Consider the following 23,428-nt stretch of genomic DNA (forward strand, 5'->3'; position numbering starts at 1 on the left):
TCTGAGTAGGCTTTAGGGATATCATCCTGAAATTCCCATGATGGAAATCTCCAAAAACCCGGTATAATTTTAGTGTAAGTATATTCAATAATGCAACCATTGCGCAGATTGGGCATGGCAAACTTTACCTGTTTCCAATATTTGTTTTCGGTTGTCGTGAAAATTTTGGACCGGTCAAGCTCAGCTGTTTTAATGGATCCGTCATTTTCCATGTAGGTTGTTGTGGCTTTTATATCGGTAACTTCATCATGCGTGTCTTCGCTATCATAGAAGGGGATCTTAACCGTTCCTTTATCAAAACCTTTGCTGTCTAAAATTTTAATCCGCACGTGATATTTAAAGGAGGTTTTAATAGCATCATCACTGCCAACGTCTATCCGTGTAGAACCAAATTCTTCCAGCACAAAAGCATGGGCCGATGTATCGTTCTTATAATTTTTCTGATGCATTTCTTCAACGGTGAATTTGCCGTATGGGAAGTTTTGGGCCTGTGCCAGTATTGTAAAAGAAGTGAATACCAGTAGGTTAAATAGAAATTTATACATGTGGTTTAGGGTATAATCAATACCTATGAAAATATAAAATAATCCCGACATTCTATACATAAAATAGTGTGCCGATAATTTTGAGAGTTTTCCGACCTTTGTAATACTGATAAGCAAAAATGAAATTACAATTAAAGCGGCCTCTTGCCTTTTTCGACCTTGAAACTACCGGTACCAATATTGGCGCCGACCGCATAGTAGAGATATCTGTTATAAAACTTAACCCCGATGGCAGCGAGGAAGTTAAAACCTGGCGTGTGCACCCGGGTATACCTATTCCGCTGGAATCGTCATTAGTACACGGCATATATGATGAGCATATAAAGGATGAAAAACGTTTCCAGGAACTTGGGCAGGACATAGCCGATTTTATACATGAAAGCGACCTTGCGGGATATAACTCCAACAAATTTGATATCCCTATGCTGATGGAAGAGTTTCTACGTGCGGGCATACAATTCGATCTGGATAACCGCCATTTTGTAGACGTGCAAAACATTTTCCACCAAATGGAACAGCGCACTTTAAAAGCTGCTTACCAGTTTTATTGTGATAAAAGCATAATTAACGCACACTCGGCCGAGGCTGATACCCGTGCTACCATGGAAGTTTTACTGGCGCAGATAGAGCGTTACGAAAACATGGAATGGGAAGATAAAAAGGGCAACAAAAGCATCCCGGTTGTGGGCGATGTAGAAGCTTTACATAGGTTTACTAACCTGAGCCGCCCGGTTGATTTTGCGGGCCGCATGGTTTACAATGAACAAGGCGAAGAGCTGATAAACTTTGGTAAACACAAAGGTAAAAGAGTAGAGGACGTATTAAACGTAGAGCCAAGCTATTATTCATGGATGATGCAGGGCGATTTTCCTTTATACACCAAACGTAAGCTGGAAGAAATATACAAGCGCTGGAACGCCAAAAAAGTTGCCGAGCGCCAACAAGCCAGACCTGCGCAGCCCGCAGCACCAGCGAATACAGACAAAACAGAAGCACCAAGGCCTGCCTTTCAAAATAACAGCCCTAAAAGTACGCCACAGTTAAACAGTAACCAGCCTTTTAAAAAGAAGGAAGAGCCTGCAAAGCCTGTGGATGAAGATATGCTGGCACAATTGGCCATGAAGTTTAAGAAGGGGTAACCCCAATACAAATAAGATAAAGAGGTCCGGTTCTTTAGAGCCGGACCTCTTTGTTTTTTAAGCATCGTTGCTTCGTACCTCGCAATGACATGCTGTTTATATTTCTTTCAGGAATTGGATATTCCGGGTTAGTCCTTCAAACTTTGTTCGCTTCACTGCAGAGTTTTTAAATACCTTTTGAAACACATCGGTGGTAATATCCTCCCAATCCTGCTTATTTAATCCCTGAAGCTCCGGATGTGGTGTAAACGCTGGCTCACTGTGGATCACTGAGAAACGGTTCCAGGGGCATACATCCTGGCAAATGTCACAGCCAAACATCCAGTTATCCATTTTGCCTTTAAACTCCTGGGGGATCTCATCCTTAAGTTCAATAGTGAGGTATGATATACACCGGCTGCCATCAACTACATAGGGGCCAACAATGGCGTCTGTTGGGCAGGCATCAATGCATCGGGTACAGCTGCCGCAATGGTCGGCAGTGGGTGCAATATCATATTCCAGTTCTATGTCCACTATCAGCTCTGCTAAAAAGAAAAAAGAACCGGCTTTTTTGTTGATAAGGTTTGTGTTTTTGCCAACCCAGCCCATACCTGCTTTTTTTGCCCAGGCTTTATCCAGTACTGGTGCCGAATCTACAAATGCACGGCCACCAACTTCGCCAATTTTTTGGTTAATTATCTCCAGTAGTTGTTTTAGCTTTTCTTTAATAACTGTGTGATAATCAGACCCATAGGAGTACTTTGATATTTTGGGAGCTGATGGATCAAGCTGTATGGTATCTGTGTAATAATTTAATCCTAAGGATATCACAGATTTTGCACCACCTACAAGCAAACGCGGATCAAGGCGTTTATCAAAGTAGTTTTCCATGTAACGCATTTCGCCATGCATGCCTTTGTTTAGCCAAGCCTCTAGCCGTGGTGCTTCTTCTTCCAAAAATTCTGCTTTGGCTATGCCACAAAACAAAAAGCCCAGGTTTTTGGCCTCGGTTTTAATTAGTTGTGAATATGCCGACAGATTTTGCTGCATTAGGCAAAGATACTATAAACCAATGTTTTTATTTAAAGGCTGTACAAGTCGGTAGTGAAATAAATTAAAATATACGGTAAATAAGTTTCCTTTTAAACAATGGTATGGCTTTTGGTAGTATTATAATAAACTAAATAACATGCTACAATTTATAAATGATCTGGAACCTCATGTAGTAGGTATACATGCCACAGGCGAGGTGACCAAACAAGACGTGGAAACCGTTTTAATGCCTCGTATTGATGAACTGGTAGCACGACAGGGAGAAATTAATTACCTGTTGGTGTTGGAAACAGAGGTGCAAAACTGGACAGCCGGTGCCTGGTGGGATGATATTAAAATGGGCTTGAAAAATTTTACCAAGTGGAACAAAATTGCCGTGGTAACTGACCAAAAAGGGGTTCAATGGTTTACAGATGCATTCAGGTTTTTTGTGCCCGGTAAATCAAAGGGCTTTTCGCTTAGCGAATTGGACGAAGCTATAAAATGGGTAACCGCAAAAGAAGAATAGAACAATCTAAGTAATATACATATGGAAAATAAACCCGAAGGATTTGACAGGGCCAATGGCCAGGGTCAGAACCATGATATAACAGGAAATGTTGCCAACGTAGGTAACGATACATTAAAACAGGATGTAGACGATAAAGATCTTGCTAAAAAGGTGCCAACCGTTACACCTGAAAATGATAATGAAGAGTTGGAAAACCCAACAGATCAAACCTCATCAAACAAAGGGCAAGGGCCGGCGGGCGAGAATTTGTAAAAGAAAGGGCATCTTCACCAAGATGCTTTTTCTTTTACCTGTTATGATACAACCTCGAATTTGAATAAGTTGCTTCGGCGGTTATCCTGTTGTTTTTGATCTTGAAAACACTGCAGTTACGGATATCATAACGTACCGGGCTGCCGGCTTTTTCTTTTAATCCAACCACATCGTATTCAACCACAACAGTAGAATCGGTATTAATCACGTTATCTACAAGGTATTTGGCATCCGGTGATACGTAGAATACCTGGTGAAATATCTGGTCGGCACCCTGCGGGCCGAATGATTCACCGTCCCAATCTGTAGTAGTGATTTTTGCTTTATCGGCGTATTGGCCAATCAGGCTTTTCAAATCATGGTCGTTCAGATAGCGGAAATGCTCGTCAATAAGTTGTTTGGATGCTTCTGTTAGGCTAATGGCTGGTGTTTCTGCTTTGTTGTTGCATGCAGTAAACAACATGGCTGCAAATAAACCAAATACGATAGGGCGAAGGGTGATAGTCATGGTTTAAAAGTAATTAAGATTATATCAAAAAGAAACCCTCTTTTGAATAACAAAAGAGGGTTTAAAATACAGGCGTTCAGCTTAGAAGCTATTACGTACGCTATTGCTAAATGTTTTGGTGCTCCAGTAACCGCTATCCAATATCCTGCGTACAGTTAATAATGGGTAATCCGGGTCGCGTTTATCTGCTAATTGGAATGCCATTTTAAAGCCTCTTTTATCCAATTCTGGTAAAACAGGTTTTTTCCAGATACCAAAAGGGTAGGCGAAATATTGGATCTTTTTACCGGTAATTTCTTCCAGTTTTTTGGTTGGCTTATCAATTTGGGTAACCCAATCATCAACCGGCCTATTGGTTATTTTTCCATTTAAACCCTTGATAACCAAGTTGGAATTATGAGAGTATTTATCTACACGGTGATGATCCCATGTGTGGCTGGAAATTACATGACCATCATCAGATAATTTTTTGATCATATCCGCGGTCATATAGTTCGGACGGCCTATAGATACAGTCATCACAAAGAAAACGCCTTTAAAACCGTATTTCTTCATTTCCGGAGCAGCAATTGTGTACTGGTCAAGATCGGTATCATCAAACGTAAGCATGATGGGCTTTTTAGGCAACGGTGCACCGGTTGTAAGATAGTTATACAACTGATCGGGTAGGATGGTGTGGTAACCACTGTCGGCCAACATCTTTATATGCTCTTTAAAAGCAGCTACCTGTACAATGTAATCTTTAGCGTTTTTAGAATCGGTCGCTTTCCAATCGCGTATTTGGTGGTAACACACTATAGGAACTTGTTTACGGGCCATAACTGCAGCCTTATTAATGGGGCCTGTTGCCAGTTTTGCCACAGGCGAAGATGTACTTGCTTCAGTTGCCTGCTTTTTATCAGCTTCGGCTTTATCTAATGATGACGATTTAGACTGGCACGATACCAGGCACAAAATACAAAGTGGCAACAAAGCCGAAAATCGCTTTAACATATACGGATGATGATTTATTTGCCGCTAAAATAATACAATTATGCAGGGTTATATTAACTGTTAATAAATATTATTTCATTTTTAATAGCTAAGCTTCAAATTCAACGCTGCCGGCCGCAAACAACAAAGCCCGCGTTTAGCGGGCTTATAAATATTGTAGCTGATGTGTTATAATACTATCCGCTTGCCTTCGGCGATTGACCTTTTGGCGGCATCCAGTATCTGCATCACTATCATATTGTACTTTAAAGATGACCTATCTGCAATGCCTTTAAGACGGTTTCGCGTAACCAGTTGCAGGTACGAAACCGGATTGTCATCAGGAGCAGCTAAGGGGGCTGCTATACGTGTAACAGCCGGGTTGTTATTTATCCGTGTAACAACATTATCCTTATCTAATGCGTGCATATAACCTTCATCGCCAAAAACCTCCAGATCTTTTATAGAAAAAGGCCAATTCCACGATGCCTCTATGATACCTGTAGCAGTTGGATACTCCACAAAAATACTTGCATCGTCCTCTACCTTCGGGTAGGTTTGCCGTTTAAAATGACGGGCAACAGCAGTAACCGCGATAGGTTTCTGTCCGTTCATTAACCAGGTCATTAGGTTAGCGCCATAGCAGCCAAAATCGTTTAAGGCGCCGGCACCGTTTAATTCAGGGTCGGTAAGCCAGTTGGTAAAATCTTTGCTGCAACCAATTTCTTTAGGCCCTTGGTGCCCATCGTGCACTACCATCTTCCTAATCTGCCCAAGGCTATCTTTAGCAGCCACATCATATACATGCTGGTAGGATGGGTACCATGTAGTTTCGTAATTGGTAAGCAGTTTAATGTAATATTTTAAGGCCAGGAACTCCATGCGGCTGGCTTGTGCAAGTGTAGCTGCCAGGGGTTTTTCAACCATTACAGATATACCTAATGGTGCGCACACTTCAACAATATCAATATGTTTGGCAACCGGATTATAACCCAGCACTACCTCTGGTTTTTTCGCGGCGATCATCTTTTTAAGATCATCAAACAAGATGGAATCTGGAAGATTGTACTGCTTTTGGTATCTGTCCCTTAGTTGTTTGTCAGCTTCGGCTATACCAACTATAATTACTTTTCCATCGCGGTAATCACCTAAAATGTTGTGTACATGATCATGCGCTAATCCAGCTATAGCCAGTTTTTGCGTGCTTAACAGGGTAGCTGGCGTCACATTAACCGGAGCAACCGGCGCTGGTACGGGAGGTTTAGCTACAGGGGTTACCTGAGCCAATAAAGCGGACTTAGATATGCCTGATACGATGATCAGGCATATTAAAAACTTTACAATTTTCATAGTGAAATTATTTTTCATTTGATAGTGAATAAGGCACATCTGTTGCTTTTGTACCTCTTGCCTTATTAGGCGTTGCCGACATATTAAAGTTAATAACTTCTCCCTTTTGCAAAGCTTTATGGCTTAACCAGGTATTGGTATATGGTTTGCCATCTACTGTTAAAGTAGTTACATACCTATTTTCGGCGCTGTTTTTTGGTGCATTTATTGTAACTACTTTACCATTCTCTAAGGTAAGGGTTATCTTTTTAAATAATGGCGCACCTAGTACATACTGGTCTGTAGCCGGGCAAACCGGGTAAAAACCCATTGCCGAAAATACATACCAGGCAGATGTTTGACCGTTATCCTCGTCACCACAATAACCATCGGGTGCAGAGTGGTACATTTTATTCATTACATCGCGTACATGGAGTTGGGTTTTCCATGGCTCGCCTGCGTAGTTATACAGGTAGGTCATATGTTGAATGGGCTGGTTACCATGCGCATACTGGCCCATGCCTGCTATCTGCATTTCGCGTATCTCGTGTATCACTTCGCCGTAATAGCTATCGTCAAAAACAGGAGGAAGCGAAAATACCGAATCTAACTTGGTAGTGAATTTCTGCTTGCCACCCATTAGGTCAATAAGCCCTTGTACATCGTGGAAAACGCTCCAGGTATAATGCCAGCTGTTTCCCTCGGTAAAGGCATCGCCCCATTTAAATGGATTAAACGGGGTCTCAAATTTCCCGTCTTTATTCTTACCGCGCATTAAACCGGTTTGTGGGTCGAACAGGTTTTTATAGTTCATGCTGCGTTTACGATATATTTCGGTTTCAGATGCCGGTCTGCCCAATGCCTTACCTAATTTGTAAATGGTAAAGTCGTCATAAGCATATTCTAAGGAGCGTGCAGCATTCTCATTTATCTTTACATCGTAAGGCACGTATCCTAATGTTTTATAATATTCAACGCCATCGCGGCCGGTACCAGCAGGGCCATCGTTGTTAGCGCCATGCAACAGTGCCTGATAAAGTGTGCCGATATCATAACCACGGCCACCTTTTAAATAAGCGTCGGCCACAACAGATGCGGAATTGTTACCCACCATTACATCAGAATAACCGGGGCTGCTCCACTCGGGTAACCAGCCGCCTTCTTTGTAATCGTTTATCAGGCCTTCCTGCATCTCTTTGTTTATAGATGGATATACCAGGTTAAGGAATGGATATAACGCCCTGAAGGTATCCCAAAAACCTGTGCCTGCAAACTTATAACCCGGTAGTATCTGGCCATTTTGCGCACTGTAGTGTACGGGTTGGTTTTTAGCATCAAGCTCGTACATTTTGTTGGGGAAGAAAAGCATGCGGTACAAGCAAGAGTAAAATGTTTTTACCTGCTCTACCGAGCCACCTTCAACGGCTAATTTGCTTAACGTTTTATTCCAAACGGCTTTTGCCTTTTGTTTAGTGATATCGAAGTTATCTTTACCAATTTCTCTGTTCAGGCTTATCTCGGCTTGTTCAATACTAATGAATGATGAAGCTACACGCAGGTTTACTTTTTCGCCTTTAGCGGTTTTAAAACCAATAACAGCGCTTGCGTGTTTGGCAGAAAGTTCCAGCCCGTCATTTAAGGTACTATCACTGTAAACCTGTGCCAGGGTGATAGGCTTATCTACGTAAATAACAAAGTAGTTCTTAAAGTTTTTTAACGGGCCGCGGGCGTATTTAGTAGAATAACCAACTATCTTCTTTTCGCCGGGAATTATCTTAATATACGATCCTCTGTCAAAAGCATCTATAACAATATAAGAGCTATCTGTTTTTGGATAGGTGAACCTAAACTGCGCGCTACGTTCGGTAGGGGCTATCTCGGTAGTAACATCATGGTCGGCAAGGTAAACACTATAGTAATAGGGTTTCGCTATCTCGGCCTTGTGCGAAAACCAGCTTGCACGGCCATTTTGCGATACCTTTAATTTCCCCGTTACGGGCATTATAGCAAATTGGCCATAATCGTTCATCCATGGGGATGGCTGATGGGTTTGCTTGAAGCCGTTTATTTTGTAGGAATCGTAAGTGTATTGCCAGCCATCGCCCATTTTACCAGTTTGAGGGGTCCAGAAGTTCATGCCCCATGGCAAGGCAATGGCAGGGTAGGTGTTACCGTTGCTCAGGTCGTATTTTGATTGTGTGCCCATTAATGGGTTAATCCATTCAACCGGATCGGTTACTTTCGTAACTTGTTGCGCAAATGCTACAGCCGAAAATAGTAGCGTACTTAAAAGAAGGAGTCTTTTTTTCATTATGTAAGTTAATAGTAGTAGAGATGTAAACCGGCTGTAAATATAAAAGACTGGCGGGTATTGCCAGTCTTTTATATTGTAAAATTATTGCCACCTAGGTTTTGTTTAAGCTGTGATAGCGGATAGTAAAGGAAATAATCCCTTACTATCTACTCAACTCAGTTTATCTTGTTTTATTAAAAACCGGGGTTATTAGGTAACAACTGAGGGTTAACATCGGTTTCTTGTTTTGGTAAAGGGAACAGCAATTGTTTTTCAGTAAATGTAGCGCCAAAAACTGTTTTATGACCTACAAAATTGTCCCAGTTACCGGTAACATCATTATGCACCTTACGGGTGCGAAGCATATCAAACCACATTTTGTTTTCGAAACAAAGCTCAAAATAGCGTTGCAGCCATACTTCTTTTTCAAATGCATCCTGTGACAAAGCGCCGATAGGTGCCAGATTAGCCCTTGCACGTATTTGTCTAACATACTCAATTGCATTAGCATTTGGTGCACCTTCAGCCCTATTCGATGCTTCAGCATACATTAACATTACATCAGCTAAACGATAAATGGTAAAGTTTAAATCAGATTTTGTGGTAGTCAGAACCGCGTTTTTATCAAACCATTTATAGATGTAATGATTTTTAAATGTAACCGTTTGAGATGGAGTTTTGAAATTTGGGTAACTGGTATAAAAGAATTGTTTTTCGGCAACTCGTTTATCACCAGCCGGGAACGAGGCTATAAATTGGTCTGTTGGATAAACCGATCCATATTCATCAGAATAAGAAGATATGCCCGCATAGTTAGGAATGGTAAGAGCAGTAAGCGGGTTTGTTATTGGGATAGCAGCCGCATACTGTACTTGAAAAATAAACTCCTGGCTGTTTTTATTGGCCGGAACAATCATATCAGTATACTCTGGGAACAAGGTGTATCCTCCATTTTGAATTACATCAAGCGAGCGTTTAGCCGACTCGGCATAATATTGGTCACCGCCATTAATGGCAGCTCCGGCGTAAGTTAAATACACATCCGCCAATAATGATTTTACCGCACCCATAGATACTTTTCCTGTAGCATCTTTCCAGGGCAGGGTTGATTTTTCGGCCTCAAGCAAATCAGGTATAATGATTTCGTCATAAATTTGTTTTGCCGGCACACGCGGAATTTGTAAATTCAGATCTTTAGCCGGTTCAGTTACTTTAGGTACCGCACCAAACATACGTACCAGGTAAAAATAATATAAAGCGCGTAAGGTACGTGCCTCGGCTATCATGTTGGTTTTATCAGCATCACTTAAGCCGGCAGCATTAATGGTTGGTATTTTTTGTATGGCCAGGTTTGTTGCACCAACACCTAAGTACATTTGCTGCCACCAGGTATCCATGTAAAAAGAAGTGTTATTGTAAATCAGAGTTTGAAAATTCACAAATCCTGTTTGCCCGAGGTCGCTGCTTGCTTTACCTGTCATAAACTCCATCAAATTCCAGGTGTTACCACCATATGAAGAGGGCTGACCGGTAAGTAATCCCGACAGATTTTGATATGATCCGTTCGCTAACGCCCTTGCCACTTTTGCACTTGACAAATTAGCATCAGGCGTTAAAAAGCCCTTGGGTTTTTCTTCCAGGAATTTTTTGCAAGAGCATGTAAGTAATAAACACGCCACTATTAATATATTTTTTAATGTTTTCATTTTAATACAATTTTAGATGATTATGGTTAAATCCTTCACTTCTGTTTTGCTATGCGTTTTAATCATATCACAAGTTTAAAACCCTACTTGCACACCAAGGTTCCATATACGTGGACGAGGGTTAGCGAAGAAGTCAATATTTTGTGAAAGCGCCGAGTTGTTACCATAGGACTGATTAAAAGTATCAACCTCCGGGTCATAACCGGTATAATTTGTGATCACAAACAGGTTTTGAACACTTGTATAAACGCGCAAACGGCTCATGCCTAAATTCTTAAGCGTTTGTGATGGGAAGCTGTAGCCTAAAACAAAGTTTTGGCCGCGTATGAATGAACCATCTTCAACCCACCAGGTATCAAAATGCGAGTCTTGTGCATATTTATAATTACGCACCTGCGATATCATGGTATTTTGATTGGTTGGTGTCCATCCGTTTAATACAGTAGCTAAACTGTTAGAAATGGTTTGCCTATCTTCAGCTGAGTGTTTAAAGTTAGCGGCAGTATTTACGCCTTGTACAAAACGAATATCAAACGAAAAGTCCCAGTTTTTGTATTTCATGGAACTGTTAATATTGCCAGTCCATTTTGGGGTTGATTGACCAATGATGCTATAATAGTTGCTGCCATCTGGATTGTAGATGTATTTACGGTCGCCGGCTTTTAAACCATGCGTGGCAGCTTCAGCAACATCAGCAGGCGAATCGCTGTAGGTACCCACCCTTGTCATACCATAAAATGACCCTATTGGCTGGCCAACACGTATTACATAGTTTTGCCCTAAAAAGTTCGGACCAGGGAATATATCGGCATTGCCGTCATTTAATTTGGTTACCTCGTTTTTATTGGCGGCAAATAATAAACTTGTTGACCATTGAAAATTATCGGTTTTGATATTTACAGTGTTTAAACTAAGCTCAATACCCGTGTTTCTCAAGGAACCAACGTTTTTATAAACATTAGCGGTTGTAAAACCGGCTGTCCATGGAATAGGAGTTTGCAATAAAATATCGCTGGTGTTTTTTACATAAAAATCAGCAGTGAAATTTACCCTGTCGCCAAATAAGCCTAATTCTAAACCTGCATCAAACATTTTGGTTCTTTCCCATTTCAAATCGGGATTGCCCAAATATCCTGGCAACAATGTTATTGCTGCTGCACCACCTAAAGCGGTTTGATTGGTTGATAACTGAGGGCGTGAACGATAGGGGCCAATTTCCTGATTACCTGTTATGCCATAACTGGTTCTTACCTTTAAGTTTGATACGGTTTTACTGTCTTTCAGGAAGTCTTCCTGAGATACACGCCATGCAATACCTGCCGATGGGAAAAAAGAGTACTTATTATTATCGGGAAACCTTGATGAACCATCATAACGGCCGGTTGCGGTAAATAAATATTTTTCATCAAGATTATAGCTGATACGACCATAATAAGAATTTAACGTCCCCGGCTGATACCCGCCTGGCCCATTGGGTAGGTTGTCAGATTCAGAAGCACTTTTAACAGCACCGGCACCTAAATTATTATATTGGTAAAAATCATCGATAAAATTTTGTGTTTCTGCTCTTACCCTTTCATATACGTCTTGGCTAAAAGATATACCTAACAGTGCAGTCAATTTTTGACGGTCATTGATCTTTTTATTCCAGGTCAGGTAGTTTTCACTTTGCCAATAATAATTTGTATTAGAATTGATATTAGCTACACCACCCTGGTCGGCAGATAAGTGCTGCAAGGAAAGAGACGAGTAAAAGTTATTTTTTTGGCTCCGCAGATCATACCCCAGATCTGTTTTAAACTCCAACTCTTTTGAGATTTTAAACAGGAGGTATACGTTACCCACCATTTGCTGGGTATTATTAATGGTATAGCGCTCGTTGGCAATTTGTATAGGATTTGGCGCTCCTTCAAGTCCGGCTATATCAAAATTTCCTGCCCAGGCACCATCTGGATATTTAATTGGAACAATTGGTACCTCTTCAGTTACGGCACGTGGTACGTTCAAACTACCATTACCATCAGTTACCAAACGTTGCCTGCTGGCTATTACATTAATGCTACCACCTATTTTTAACCAATCCTTAACATCGTTATCCATCGTCATTTTAATGGAGTAGCGTTTAAAATTTGATGTTGGAGTTAAACCATTTTGGTTTAAATAACCTAATGATAAACTATAAACAGATTTTTCACTACCACCCTGAATATTTAATTGATGGCTTTGTGAAAAAGCTGGTTTATAAGTTTCTTTTTCCCAGTTGGTGTTATAAAGAGGTTTGTCATTGGTATCAAACAACAAAGGGAAATTAGCATGGTTTAACGCCTTGGGCGGAGTTTGTACCGTTCCCGTTGGATCAAACTTTGCTCCGTTAGCAAATGATTGATTATAGATGTCAACAAATTGCTGTGAGTTAAGTGTTGGTAAATGCCTGGACAACTCGCTTATATTGGCATTCGCCTCATAGCTAATAGTGGCCGGGCCTTTTCTACCGCGTTTAGTGGTTACCATAATTACCCCGTTAGCACCACGCACCCCATATATGGCTGTTGATGATGCATCTTTCAAAACCTCAAGTGAAGCAACATCATTGGGGTTGATAGAATTAGGGTCAACTCCAACAACACCATCAACAACATATAGTGGATCAAGGTTTGAATTGATAGAACCAATACCCCTTATACGTACCTTTGCTGCTGCACCAGGTGCATTGCTGTTAACACTTACATCAACACCGGCAACCTTGCCTTGTAAGGCCTGCGATAAGTTTGGAACGGGTTTATCTAATAACTGCTCGGCCTTAACTGTGGTTACAGCTCCGGTAAGGTCAGATTTTCTTGCTGTACCGTAACCAATTACCACAACCTCATTCAAGTCTTTCGCCTGTTCAACCATCACCACATCAATGTTTTGGCGGTTGTTTATAGCTACTTCCTGGCTGTTATAACCAATAAAGCTAAATACCAATGTGCCGCTGCCATCAGGTACAGTTAATTTGTATTTACCGTTGGCATCGGTACTGGTGCCGGTGTTAGTACCCTTTAGTTTTACGTTTACGCCGGGTAGCGGGCCTTTGGCATCTGTTACTGTTCCCTGAATGTCAATCGCTTTAATTTCAACAGGGTTATTATCAGCGTCCTTCTTTTTTACCACAATTGTCTCCTGGAAAATTTTGTAAGTAAGTGGCTGATCTTTAAATGCTTCATTAAGCGCCTGGTCAATGGTAACCTTGTCTACATCTATAGTTATACCGCTGGCTTTTGATACATCTTGCTTATCATACATGAAATGATAGCCGGTTTGCTTCTCTATCAGGCGTAAAACTTTCTCTACAGAAGCGTTCTTTTGGCGCAACGATACAGTTTGACTGAATGTTTTGGCGCTCACATTGGTAAGAGCTGCAATTATTAAAATAGCAGTGAGTTTCATAACCAATATTATTTTGGATAGTTTAGACCATGCCAAAGGCACAGCCTTAGAATTAAAATTCATAAGTTTGTTGTGTTTGGGTTAAACATTAAGTTTCAATTCGTCGATTGCAATGATTATGGGGCCCAGGCATTTGGCCGGGAAAGTGGGTCGAAACACTTCCCGGTTTTTTTATACGCTGATTTTATACCATTTGCTTGGCAATAGTATAGGCTGGCCCGTTCATTAAGCTTAGCTTGCTGGGTGTATTTCTTTCATCATAGTAGTTTTTGTAGGGTGAATAATTGATTATATATTGGTGTTGTTTTTTGGCTTATTTAACGATGTATTAAAATACAATAATGTTTTTTCCTTCGATTCCCAGGTTAATACCTGCGTATTTCAACATATTTAATAACTCTGATGCTTTAACATTGCGCGATATACGGCCGGTAAATTCCTTTGCAGGTATCTTGCTTTTGTAAGAAACATCTACATCGTACCAACGTGCAGCCTGGCGTAATATCACATCTATCTCTGCATCCCTGAACTGAAAAATTCCGTTCTTCCAGGCTACCTCATCTTCTAAATCAACATCGCTAACCACTTTGCTTTGTCCGGTTGTATTTATTTGTGCCTGTTGGCCGGGTTTAAGCCTGGTGCTAAATGTTCCGTTTTTTATGTTTACCGCGCCTTCCAGCAGGGTCGTTTTCATAATACTTTCATCATCGTAGGCCATTACGTTAAAATGGGTACCTAAAACTTCAATTTCAGCACGATTGGTTTTAACCCTAAATGGCATAGCCGGTTTTTTGGTTACCTCAAAATAAGCTTCGCCGGTAATTTCAACTTGCCTTGATACGCCAGTGAAACGGGTAGGAAACTTTAATGATGAGGCAGAATTTAGCCAAACCTTTGTTCCATCGGGCAAAATAACCTGGTATTGCCCCCCACGAGGCGTTGCAATGCTATTAATAGAAGGAGCAGAGTTAGCATTAGCCAGGGCGGAAACATTGTATATTAATTGGCCGTCTGCCGCTTTTTTAATGATTGTATTACCTTGTTGGGCAAGTGTGCCATTTTGGGCATTGTCAAGTATAATTGTTTTGCCGTTAGCCAAAGTAAGCACAGCTTTGTTGCCACCTGGTAGGGCATCATGTAACGCGCGTTTTGCTTTTACTACCTGGTTTTGTGCAACCTTTTTAGGTTGGAAGTACAAGTGGAGGCCAAAACTAACAAAGAACAAAATAATAGCAGCAGAAGCAATTTTAGCCCAGAGAAATATATTGTTGTGAGTTTTTGAATTTGTGCCCAATGTATCAGTACCTAATATGTTTTTGAGTATGGTACTGGTTTTATCAGAATTGAATAGGGGGGCATCCGGTTTAAGGTCATCCCACGCCTGGCGTATAAGCAGGGAAAGTTCCTCATTGCCCGCGCCGGCGTTAATTATAGCAAATAGCTCATCGTGCTCTTGCGGAGTAGCTGTTTTGTTATAATAACGATCAAAAAGGTACCTTAACCTTAAGCTGGATATCTTCATTAAATATTTGTTCAATAATTGGTAGTGTAAAAAGCCGGGAGCTTTTAATTAGATGACACCAAAAGGATATAAAAAGGGGGTATTGGTTCCTAACTTTTTTTAAAAAGTATAGATACTATTATAATCATAACCGAAATATCAATATTCGACTGCACAAAACTGGTTATTGAGTGGGTAGCGCCTTGTAAATATTTCTTTACTGTTTCGCGAGAGAGACCCATTTGGTGGGCTATCTCATCGTACTTTAAGCGATTGTGGCGGCTTAACAAATAAACTTTTTGCTGCTGTGGTGGCAGGTGGTCAATCGCCTGATCTAATAAGCTATAATAAGTATCTAAACTCGAGGTGTCTTCAGGCGCCATTGCCGTAGCATTTTCTTCAAGGGTTTTTTGATGGATTCGCTCTTTAGCCAATTTACGCAGGCAGTTTAGCGCGTGGTTTTTTGAGATAACAAATAAATAAGCCCTGAAATTTTGTACAGCGGTTAATGTTTCCCGGCTCATCCATATTTTTAAAAATACATCTTGTACCACCTCCTCGGCCAGCTCAACCGAGTCGGTTATGCGGTAAATATGTGCACCCAAAAGCTGGTGATGGGTATTGAACAATTCGCTAAATGAGTGTTCATCCCCACAGGCCACCCTTAAAAGTAACTCTTTCTCACATGGTAATACCTGGTCAACCATAGGTAGTTATTGGTATAGGCAAATAATAAAAAATTTACTACAGTTGCAACCAAATAATGTTTTAATGTTAAAAAAGTATCACAATGCGTAAATTAGACACATTGTAATTGCCTAATCGTTAAATAATTAACAGTATTGAAAAGTGTAAGGCGGTTATTTACTATTAGAATAAGGATGGATTACCGCCCATTTTTATCTTGCCCAGATGCTTATAAGCGCTTTCGGTAGCTTCACGGCCACGGGCTGTACGCATTAAAAAGCCTTCCTGTATTAAAAATGGTTCATACACTTCTTCAATTGTACCTTCTTCTTCGCCTACAGCGGTGGCAATGGTTTTTAAACCCACAGGGCCACCTTTAAACTTGTCAATAATGGTAGATAAGATCTTGTTATCCATTTCATCTAAGCCATGCTCATCAACATTGAGGGCGTTAAGTGCATATTTGGCAATAGCTGTATCAATATTACCGTCGCCTTTTATTTGGGCAAAATCCCGGGTACGGCGTAGCAAGGCATTGGCTATACGTGGGGTACCACGGCTACGACGGGCAATTTCATAAGCGCCTTCGTCATTTATTGGTGTGCGTAAAATGGTTGCAGACCGTAGCACAATAGTAGTTAGTAGCTTAGCATCGTAGTATTCTAAACGGCTGTTAATGCCAAACCTTGCCCGTAGCGGGGCGGTTAGTAAACCAGAGCGTGTGGTAGCACCTACAAGGGTAAAGGGATTAAGCGAGATTTGTACCGAGCGGGCGTTTGGGCCGCTCTCCAGCATAATATCTATCTTAAAATCTTCCATAGCCGAATACAAATACTCTTCTACCAGCGGACTTAAACGATGTATCTCATCAATGAATAAAATATCGCCGGTCTCAAGACCGGTAAGCAGGCCGGCTAAATCACCGGGTTTGTCCAGCACAGGGCCCGATGTTATCTTGATACCCACCCCCATTTCGTTAGCTATAATGTGCGATAGGGTAGTTTTGCCTAATCCGGGAGGGCCGTGCAACAACACGTGATCAAGCGCTTCGCCACGCTGGCGAGCAGCCTGTACAAATATGCGCAGGTTAGCCAGTATTTTATGCTGACCGGTAAAATCTTCAAATACCTGCGGACGTAAAACTTTTTCTATATCACGTTCGGCAGGAGAGAGGCGTTCGCTATCCGGATCAAGATTTTCATTCATTGCCAACGAAATTAGTAATTTTTTTGTGAGTCGGAAAGTCAGATGTCAGAAAGTCCGAAAGATAAAAAAACACTTATCGCTCGATGAAGCATCTTTTGGACTTGGCGTCTTAACGGACTTTCGAACTTTGTATCACCCTTCGGGGTATTTTCTAAAAACACTGTTGATCTTCATCTGGATAACACCGAAAAAGGCTTCCTTAAATATACCTGATGACATTTTAGATGTGCCTGCAGTGCGATCTGTAAATATGATGGGTACTTCGGTTACAATAAAACCATGTTTAATAGAAGTATATTTCATCTCTATCTGAAAGGCATAACCTACAAATTTTATCTTATCAAGATTTAGCGTTTCCAGTACTTTTCGCTTATAGCACATAAAGCCGGCGGTAGCATCCTGCACATCAATCCCTGTTATAAAACGTACATATACCGATGCGAAGAAACTCATTAAAACACGGCTCATTGGCCAGTTAACGACGTTTACGCCTTTAATATAGCGCGATCCAATAGCTGCATCTGCACCATCTATACAAGCCTGCCTTAGTCTAAGCAGGTCATCGGGATTGTGAGAAAAATCGGCATCCATCTCAAAAATGAAATCGTAATGATGTGCAATTGACCACTTAAAACCGTGAATATATGCGGTGCCTAAGCCTTGCTTACCAGATCGTTCTTCTAAAAAAAGTTTTCCGTAGTACTCTTGTTGTAATTGTTTTACAATGTTTGCTGTACCATCGGGCGATCCATCATCAATAATAAGGACATGGAAATCATGAGGAAGGGTAAACACCTTGCGGATCATCCGTTCGATATTCTCTTTCTCGTTATAAGTTGGAATGATGACAATACTATCGGGCACGTAGCTGCAGATTTGGTTTTGTAAAGAACGCCGCTAAAATAATTTAATTTTATACGGCATTAAAATAAAAAACAGGAAAGTGGTGTGCTTTCCTGTTTTTTAAAAGTAATATTTTGTTTACAGGCGTTCGGTTTCAGAAGCTACCTGGTTAATACTAACAGGGTCGGTAATATAATTCCGTTCTTTCAGGCGCGGAGAAATAATTAAAAATGCAATTATAAACACGCATATAAATGCTACAAAAAACCATTCGTAATTAGCGCCCTTTAAATTTGTGGCCCACCAGCCACCATCTTCTATTGCACCGTTAACCATAGCTGTGATTAGATTTCCGAATGATACCACCAGGAACCAGATCCCCGTCATGGTACTCTTCATTGATTTTGGCGAATGTGTGTAAGCATACTCTAATCCGGTGATAGATACCAGTACTTCGGCTGCCGAAAGTATCATAAATGCCAACACCTGCCACCAGATAGATGGCGAACCGCCATGATCAAGGCTGGTATGTATAACGCCTATTACCACAAATGATAAAGCTGTTAACACAAGGCCCGTTCCCAGCCTGCGCAGTGGTGTTGTTTTTAGCCCCTTTTTATCGAGCCATGGATATACTATATAGTTAAAAAATGGGATAAACAGGAGCAGGAATACGGTGTTGAAAGTTGACAGTTGACCGGGATATATTGTGAATTTGGTAAAACCAAGGTTAATTACACGGTCCATTTTTTCGGCGTAAAGTGTCCACTCAGATAAACACTGGTCCCAAACGGCCCAAAATGCCAGTGCGAAAAAGAATACTGCCATAACCCGGTATACTGCTTTAACGCCTTCAACGCGTTCGGGGTCATAAGGCCCTTTGGCAACATCAAGCATGGATTGCCCCGGTTTGCGCTGGCTTAAATGCGTTAATGCATACCAGGTTATAAACACCAGGTTATTACGGTTTACACCCTGCGGAGGGACCTTTACATATTTTTTGCGGCCCGAAAAAAATATGATGGTAGCCAGCGCCATCAGCAGCCCAGGGATACCGAACGCCCATTTAGGCCCAAAGTGCTCATAAGTCCATGGAATGGCAACAGTTGAGATCATGGAGCCGGCATTGATACTGAAATAAAACCAGCCGTAAACTTTCGAAAGCAGGTCCTGGTTGCTGGCATCAAACTGATCGCCAACGTTAGCCGATACGCACGATTTGATACCGCCGGCGCCAATTGCAACCACCAGTAAACCTAATTCGAAACCGGTGAGGCCACCATCGAACGTAGCCAGCATTAAATGCCCTATGCAGTAAATTATCGATACATACAGGATAAGCTTGTATTTGCCGGTAAACCAATCGGCAATCATGCCACCTACAAATGGCAGCGCGTACGCTACCATCACAAACAGGTGATGCAGCTTATTGGCATGTGCATTAGCCTGGTCGGTTAAGGCCGGGTTATCCGCAGGGTTAAAAAATTGGTTCACTAAAAATAGTGTGAGCACGGAGCGCATTCCATAAAAGCTAAAGCGCTCTGCGGCTTCGTTCCCGATAATATACGGGACTGCCCTTGGAAATCTGGATTTTGGTTTTGCCGGAGCCGAAGCTTGTAGGTTTTCTGCCATACTTTTCTGAACTATTTTTGTCTAAAATACTATAATTAAATTGATCCGAAATTTTATACCGAGATTATTACAAACAGGGTTGTAATGTTTTGATTAGTGAGAGATAATGCAGTTTTAATTCTTTTTTTTGATAGGCACAGCGCTTCTGTCAATAACTGCCTGTGCTTTAGGGTCAACATATTCGGCATCCCTGTCCTCGGGAATATTGCGCATATCCAGGTTTTCTATGTATTGCCATTTGCCATTTTTAAGCTTGTATCCGTCATAGGTAAGGTCGGGGCCAAAGGTATCAGGCTTGTCTTTTAGCTTTTGATCGGGTGGGGCCAGGTGGTCAAATACAATTAAATTTTGATCGGGCACATAACGTAACAACATAGACGCCTGCCTGGTATATTCAAATATCACCCTTTTACGATTTTTTCCATTACCATCAAATACCGCCATACCTAAGTTTGGCTTATCATCTTTATCAAAAGAAAGCACCTCAATTATCTTTTTGGTAGATTTTATTGTGTTGCCTTTCCATCCCAACAAAACGTAGTATGGTTTTGCCGCCGCCACCCTAATTATTTTATAATACTGTGCCCCGTACCATTTACGATTGTCGGTAACTGAATCTTCGGGGTTTTTTAAAAGCGGGGAATAATCTTCCAGCGGATACATAAGCAAGTTGCTGCCTGTATTCATTTGTACAGTGCCATAAAAACGGTAGCTACCATCCTGGTTCATGATATGCCAGCTCAATATACGGAAGCGGTTATCGGGCGAGTTAATGATACTTATACTTTTTACCGAATCAAAAGGATAGTTAAAAGAGTGGGGTACTTTTAGCGCACCAACCAATAATTTAATAAACTTGTAATTAGCATTTTTACGCTCCAGATCATCCGGATCATTTATAAACCTTTTGCCTAAAGCTTTCAGGCTATCCTGATAGACACCTAACTCCTTCAGGTTTTTGCTTTCGTCAGAATGCTGCGCAAAGGAGGTGGTAAAAGTGAGTAACAGGAAAAAGGCTAAAAAGAAAACTTTCATCAAATATTTTATGATAAATACATTGCAGATACTAACGTAGTAACGGCTGCTAAATTATTAAAAAGAAATATTGATGTTATAACAAGTTTTCAATAACCATTGCGCTGGCACCGCCACCGCCGTTACAAATACCTGCAGCACCTAATTTACCATCATTTTGCTGTAAAACGTGTATCAATGTTACAATAATACGTGCACCCGATGCACCCAGAGGATGACCAATAGCAACAGCGCCACCGTTAACATTAACTTTAGCAGGATCGAGGTTTAATAATTTATTATTAGCAACAGATACTACCGAAAAAGCCTCGTTTATCTCAAAAAAATCAATATTATCTGATGATATACCGGCTTTATGTAAAGCCAGTGGGATTGCTTTTGATGGGGCAGTAGTAAAATATTCAGGTGCCTGTTGTGCATCGGCAAAAGAAACTATCCGGGCCAGTGGCTTAATGCCCATTGCTTCGGCTTTTTCTTTACTCATTAAAACCAATGCAGCGGCACCATCATTAAGGGTTGACGCATTGGCGGCTGTAACTGTACCTTCTTTTTTAAATACAGGCTTAAGGGTAGGGATCTTATCAAACTTTACTGCTTTTGGTTCTTCGTCATCAGCAAATAAGGTAACCTCACCTTTTTTATCTTTTAGCTCAACAGGGGTAATTTCTGCTTTAAACTTACCATCAGCCTGTGATTGTTGCGCGCGTTTGTATGATTCTATCGCAAAAGCATCTTGTTCCTCGCGGGTTACATTGCAATCAACCGCGCAAAGTTCAGCCGCCGATCCCATATGGTAATCGTTATATACATCCCAAAGGCCATCTTTTACAAGGCCATCTATAATTTGCCCATTGCCTAAGCGATAGCCATTTCGGGCTTTATCAAGGTAATAAGGTACATTGCTCATGCTTTCCATACCACCGGCCAAAATAATATCATTATCGCCATTGGCAATGCTTTGGGCTGCCAGCATAATAGCCTTCATACCGGATGCACATACTTTGTTTACAGTAGTAGCGGGTAAATAAGGTAAGCCGGCAAATATAGCCGCCTGTGTTGCAGGTGCCTGGCCCAAATTGGCCGATAGCACATTGCCCATGTATACTTCCTGTATATCAGATGGCTGCAAACCGGCTTTTTCAATAGCCGACTTGATAACTATAGCGCCCAATTGCGTTGCCGATAACGATGCTAAGCTGCCGCCAAAACTACCAATAGGTGTGCGTGTGGCAGATACTATATATACTTCTTTCATAAGAAAAATGCCTTTTTATAATGGTGTGGCAAATTTAGGATTTCTTATTATAGATAACGATAGAATCATAAAATATTATGCATGCATAGTATTTTATATTGAGATACAATTATTCAGAAGCCTTTTTTTTACGCGCGCTTTTCTTCCTCGCCTTTAAAGCCTCCTGCAGCAAATACTCTATTTGCCCGTTTGTACTGCGAAATTCATCGGCACCCCAAACTTCTATTTCCTTGAGTACATCGGGGTTTATCCTTAATATAAATGCTTTTTTCTCTGCCATGTTATATTATTGGGTTGCAGCTTGTTGTTGTCGCAGCATAATAATAACCAATCCCATAAATGCCAGAAGGGGCAATGGAGGTGTATTGGCTTGTTGCGTAACCTGGTCTATAGTAACTGTATACGGTTGCTTAAAATTAAAGGCTTTTTGGGTTACTTGTAAAATATCACCTTGTGTATTATTGGTTAAACTAAGCGATTTTGAGAACAGCTTTTTATATAGGTATGTTGCCTCAAAACCGTTATCCATTTTAAGGTTAAAATCTCTTTTCCATGTTTCGGGTACAAGTGTGCCAATGGTTTCATCTTCACCTTTGTTCACCAAAATGGTTCGGTTAAACCAGCCTTTACGTTTTATGGTGTAAGTTACCTGCGGCGTTTCTATAATGGCATCACGCTTAAAGTTTGACCGGTATCTTAGCTTCGCATAAACAAATTGGCCGTCGGTGAGTTCAAACTCCGGCTTCCAGAAGCCTTTTTTTACAACGGCTAATTCGTTTGTTCGTAGCTGGTCAATATTTCTATAATCGTCCATTATTAATGATATAAAGTGCCTGTGTTAACAATTGGGCTTACACTTCTGTCGCCACACAATACAACCAGCAGATTACTTACCATGGCTGCCTTGCGTTCTTCATCCAGCTCAATAATATTCTTCTCTTCCATCTTTTGTAAAGCCATTTCAACCATACCCACTGCACCTTCAACAATAAGCCTGCGGGCAGATATTATGGCCGATGCCTGCTGGCGCTGTAACATGGCATGAGCAATCTCTGGCGCATAAGCCAGGTGAGAGATACGGGCTTCCAAAACCTCAATGCCGGCACGTTCCAGGCGTTCATTTAATTCCTGTACCAAAAGTATCCCAACCTGCTCCGAGCCGCCACGCAGGGTAATGCTGGCATTCTCATCCTCGATATGGTCGTAAGGGAAAGAATTAGCCAGGTGCCTTACAGCAGCTTCGCTTTGTATATTTACATATTGCAGGTAGTTTTCAACTGCGAAAACCGCCTTTGCGGTGTCTTTTATTTGCCATACAATAACCGCGGCAATTTCTATAGGGTTACCTACGCTATCGTTCACCTTTAATTGTTGCCCGTTAAGATTAAAGGCTTTTAGTGATATCTTCTTTTTAACGGTGAATGGATTCACCCAAAAAAATCCATCTTGTTTAACAGTGCCCTGGTATTTACCAAACAAGGTAAGCACCTTAGATTCGTTAGGGTTTACTATGGTCAGGCCGGGTAAAATAAAAACAAAGTTTACTACAC

The 23,428-nt window shown here is 41.1% G+C and carries 21 protein-coding genes; 3 read left to right on the forward strand and 18 right to left on the reverse strand.

Features of this window, described 5'->3' with window-relative positions:
* Positions 1–545: DUF3857 domain-containing protein (locus JWQ85_RS12870; RefSeq protein WP_299468554.1), on the reverse strand; the 545-nt coding region annotated here is incomplete at its 3' end.
* Between the two features lie 119 nt (positions 546–664).
* Between JWQ85_RS12870 and JWQ85_RS12875 the strand changes: the two genes are divergently transcribed.
* Positions 665–1,684, forward strand: a complete 1,020-nt coding sequence (locus tag JWQ85_RS12875) for a 3'-5' exonuclease (RefSeq protein WP_299468556.1) — start codon at positions 665–667, stop codon at positions 1,682–1,684.
* Positions 1,685–1,780: 96 nt separating this feature from the next.
* Here the strand turns inward: JWQ85_RS12875 and queG are convergent, their stop codons facing one another.
* Entirely contained in the window at positions 1,781–2,716 is a 936-nt protein-coding gene (gene queG, locus JWQ85_RS12880; protein WP_299468558.1) for a tRNA epoxyqueuosine(34) reductase QueG, read from the reverse strand.
* A gap of 139 nt (positions 2,717–2,855) precedes the next feature.
* Between queG and JWQ85_RS12885 the strand changes: the two genes are divergently transcribed.
* Together JWQ85_RS12885 and JWQ85_RS12890 are read left to right on the forward strand one after the other, a co-directional pair.
* Positions 2,856–3,227, forward strand: coding sequence for an STAS/SEC14 domain-containing protein (locus JWQ85_RS12885; protein WP_299468560.1), 372 nt, complete (start codon positions 2,856–2,858; stop codon positions 3,225–3,227).
* A 21-nt stretch (positions 3,228–3,248) separates the two neighbouring features.
* Positions 3,249–3,482, forward strand: a complete 234-nt coding sequence (locus tag JWQ85_RS12890; RefSeq protein WP_299468562.1) for a hypothetical protein — start codon at positions 3,249–3,251, stop codon at positions 3,480–3,482.
* A gap of 34 nt (positions 3,483–3,516) precedes the next feature.
* On the opposite strand, the gene JWQ85_RS12895 is transcribed toward JWQ85_RS12890, so the two are convergent.
* From JWQ85_RS12895 to JWQ85_RS12970, 16 genes are all read right to left on the reverse strand, one after another.
* A complete protein-coding gene (locus tag JWQ85_RS12895) occupies positions 3,517–3,990 on the reverse strand; it encodes a nuclear transport factor 2 family protein (protein ID WP_299468564.1) in 474 nt (157 codons plus the stop codon).
* An 81-nt stretch (positions 3,991–4,071) separates the two neighbouring features.
* Entirely contained in the window at positions 4,072–4,983 is a 912-nt protein-coding gene (locus JWQ85_RS12900; RefSeq protein WP_299468566.1) for a polysaccharide deacetylase family protein, read from the reverse strand.
* 168 nt (positions 4,984–5,151) lie between these two features.
* The gene (locus JWQ85_RS12905; RefSeq protein WP_299468568.1) at positions 5,152–6,330 is read right to left on the reverse strand and encodes a Gfo/Idh/MocA family oxidoreductase; all 1,179 of its coding nucleotides are present in this window, start codon (positions 6,328–6,330) and stop codon (positions 5,152–5,154) included.
* Positions 6,320–8,602 (reverse strand): GH92 family glycosyl hydrolase, encoded by a 2,283-nt coding sequence (locus JWQ85_RS12910; protein ID WP_299468570.1) that lies wholly within the window; start codon positions 8,600–8,602, stop codon positions 6,320–6,322. The genes JWQ85_RS12905 and JWQ85_RS12910 overlap by 11 nt, the downstream gene beginning before the upstream one ends.
* Positions 8,603–8,778: 176 nt before the next feature.
* Complete coding sequence (locus JWQ85_RS12915; protein WP_299468572.1) at positions 8,779–10,290, reverse strand: RagB/SusD family nutrient uptake outer membrane protein; 1,512 nt, start codon at positions 10,288–10,290, stop codon at positions 8,779–8,781.
* Positions 10,291–10,365: 75 nt separating this feature from the next.
* On the reverse strand, positions 10,366–13,782 hold the full coding sequence (locus JWQ85_RS12920; protein WP_299468574.1) for a TonB-dependent receptor: 3,417 nt from the start codon (positions 13,780–13,782) through the stop codon (positions 10,366–10,368).
* A gap of 265 nt (positions 13,783–14,047) precedes the next feature.
* A complete protein-coding gene (locus JWQ85_RS12925; protein ID WP_299468576.1) occupies positions 14,048–15,241 on the reverse strand; it encodes a FecR family protein in 1,194 nt (397 codons plus the stop codon).
* 89 nt (positions 15,242–15,330) lie between these two features.
* Positions 15,331–15,927 carry a sigma-70 family RNA polymerase sigma factor gene (locus JWQ85_RS12930; protein ID WP_299468578.1) on the reverse strand — a complete coding sequence of 199 codons (597 nt, stop codon included), beginning with the start codon at positions 15,925–15,927 and terminating at the stop codon, positions 15,331–15,333.
* 163 nt (positions 15,928–16,090) lie between these two features.
* Entirely contained in the window at positions 16,091–17,113 is a 1,023-nt protein-coding gene (gene ruvB / locus JWQ85_RS12935) for a Holliday junction branch migration DNA helicase RuvB (RefSeq protein WP_256537553.1), read from the reverse strand.
* Between the two features lie 132 nt (positions 17,114–17,245).
* Positions 17,246–17,977, reverse strand: a complete 732-nt coding sequence (locus JWQ85_RS12940) for a polyprenol monophosphomannose synthase (protein ID WP_299468580.1) — start codon at positions 17,975–17,977, stop codon at positions 17,246–17,248.
* 117 nt (positions 17,978–18,094) lie between these two features.
* Entirely contained in the window at positions 18,095–19,588 is a 1,494-nt protein-coding gene (locus JWQ85_RS12945) for an MFS transporter (RefSeq protein ID WP_299468582.1), read from the reverse strand.
* A gap of 114 nt (positions 19,589–19,702) precedes the next feature.
* Complete coding sequence (locus tag JWQ85_RS12950) at positions 19,703–20,623, reverse strand: hypothetical protein (RefSeq protein ID WP_299468584.1); 921 nt, start codon at positions 20,621–20,623, stop codon at positions 19,703–19,705.
* A gap of 76 nt (positions 20,624–20,699) precedes the next feature.
* The gene (locus JWQ85_RS12955; protein ID WP_299468586.1) at positions 20,700–21,878 is read right to left on the reverse strand and encodes an acetyl-CoA C-acyltransferase; all 1,179 of its coding nucleotides are present in this window, start codon (positions 21,876–21,878) and stop codon (positions 20,700–20,702) included.
* Positions 21,879–21,987: 109 nt separating this feature from the next.
* On the reverse strand, positions 21,988–22,158 hold the full coding sequence (locus JWQ85_RS12960) for an Arc family DNA binding domain-containing protein (protein WP_299468588.1): 171 nt from the start codon (positions 22,156–22,158) through the stop codon (positions 21,988–21,990).
* Between the two features lie 6 nt (positions 22,159–22,164).
* On the reverse strand, positions 22,165–22,692 hold the full coding sequence (locus tag JWQ85_RS12965; RefSeq protein WP_299468590.1) for a hypothetical protein: 528 nt from the start codon (positions 22,690–22,692) through the stop codon (positions 22,165–22,167).
* A 2-nt stretch (positions 22,693–22,694) separates the two neighbouring features.
* Positions 22,695–23,428: SPFH domain-containing protein (locus tag JWQ85_RS12970; RefSeq protein WP_299468592.1), on the reverse strand; the 734-nt coding region annotated here is incomplete at its 5' end.

Source organism: Mucilaginibacter sp. (assembly GCF_028288105.1).
Classification (GTDB): Bacteria; Bacteroidota; Bacteroidia; order Sphingobacteriales; family Sphingobacteriaceae; genus Mucilaginibacter.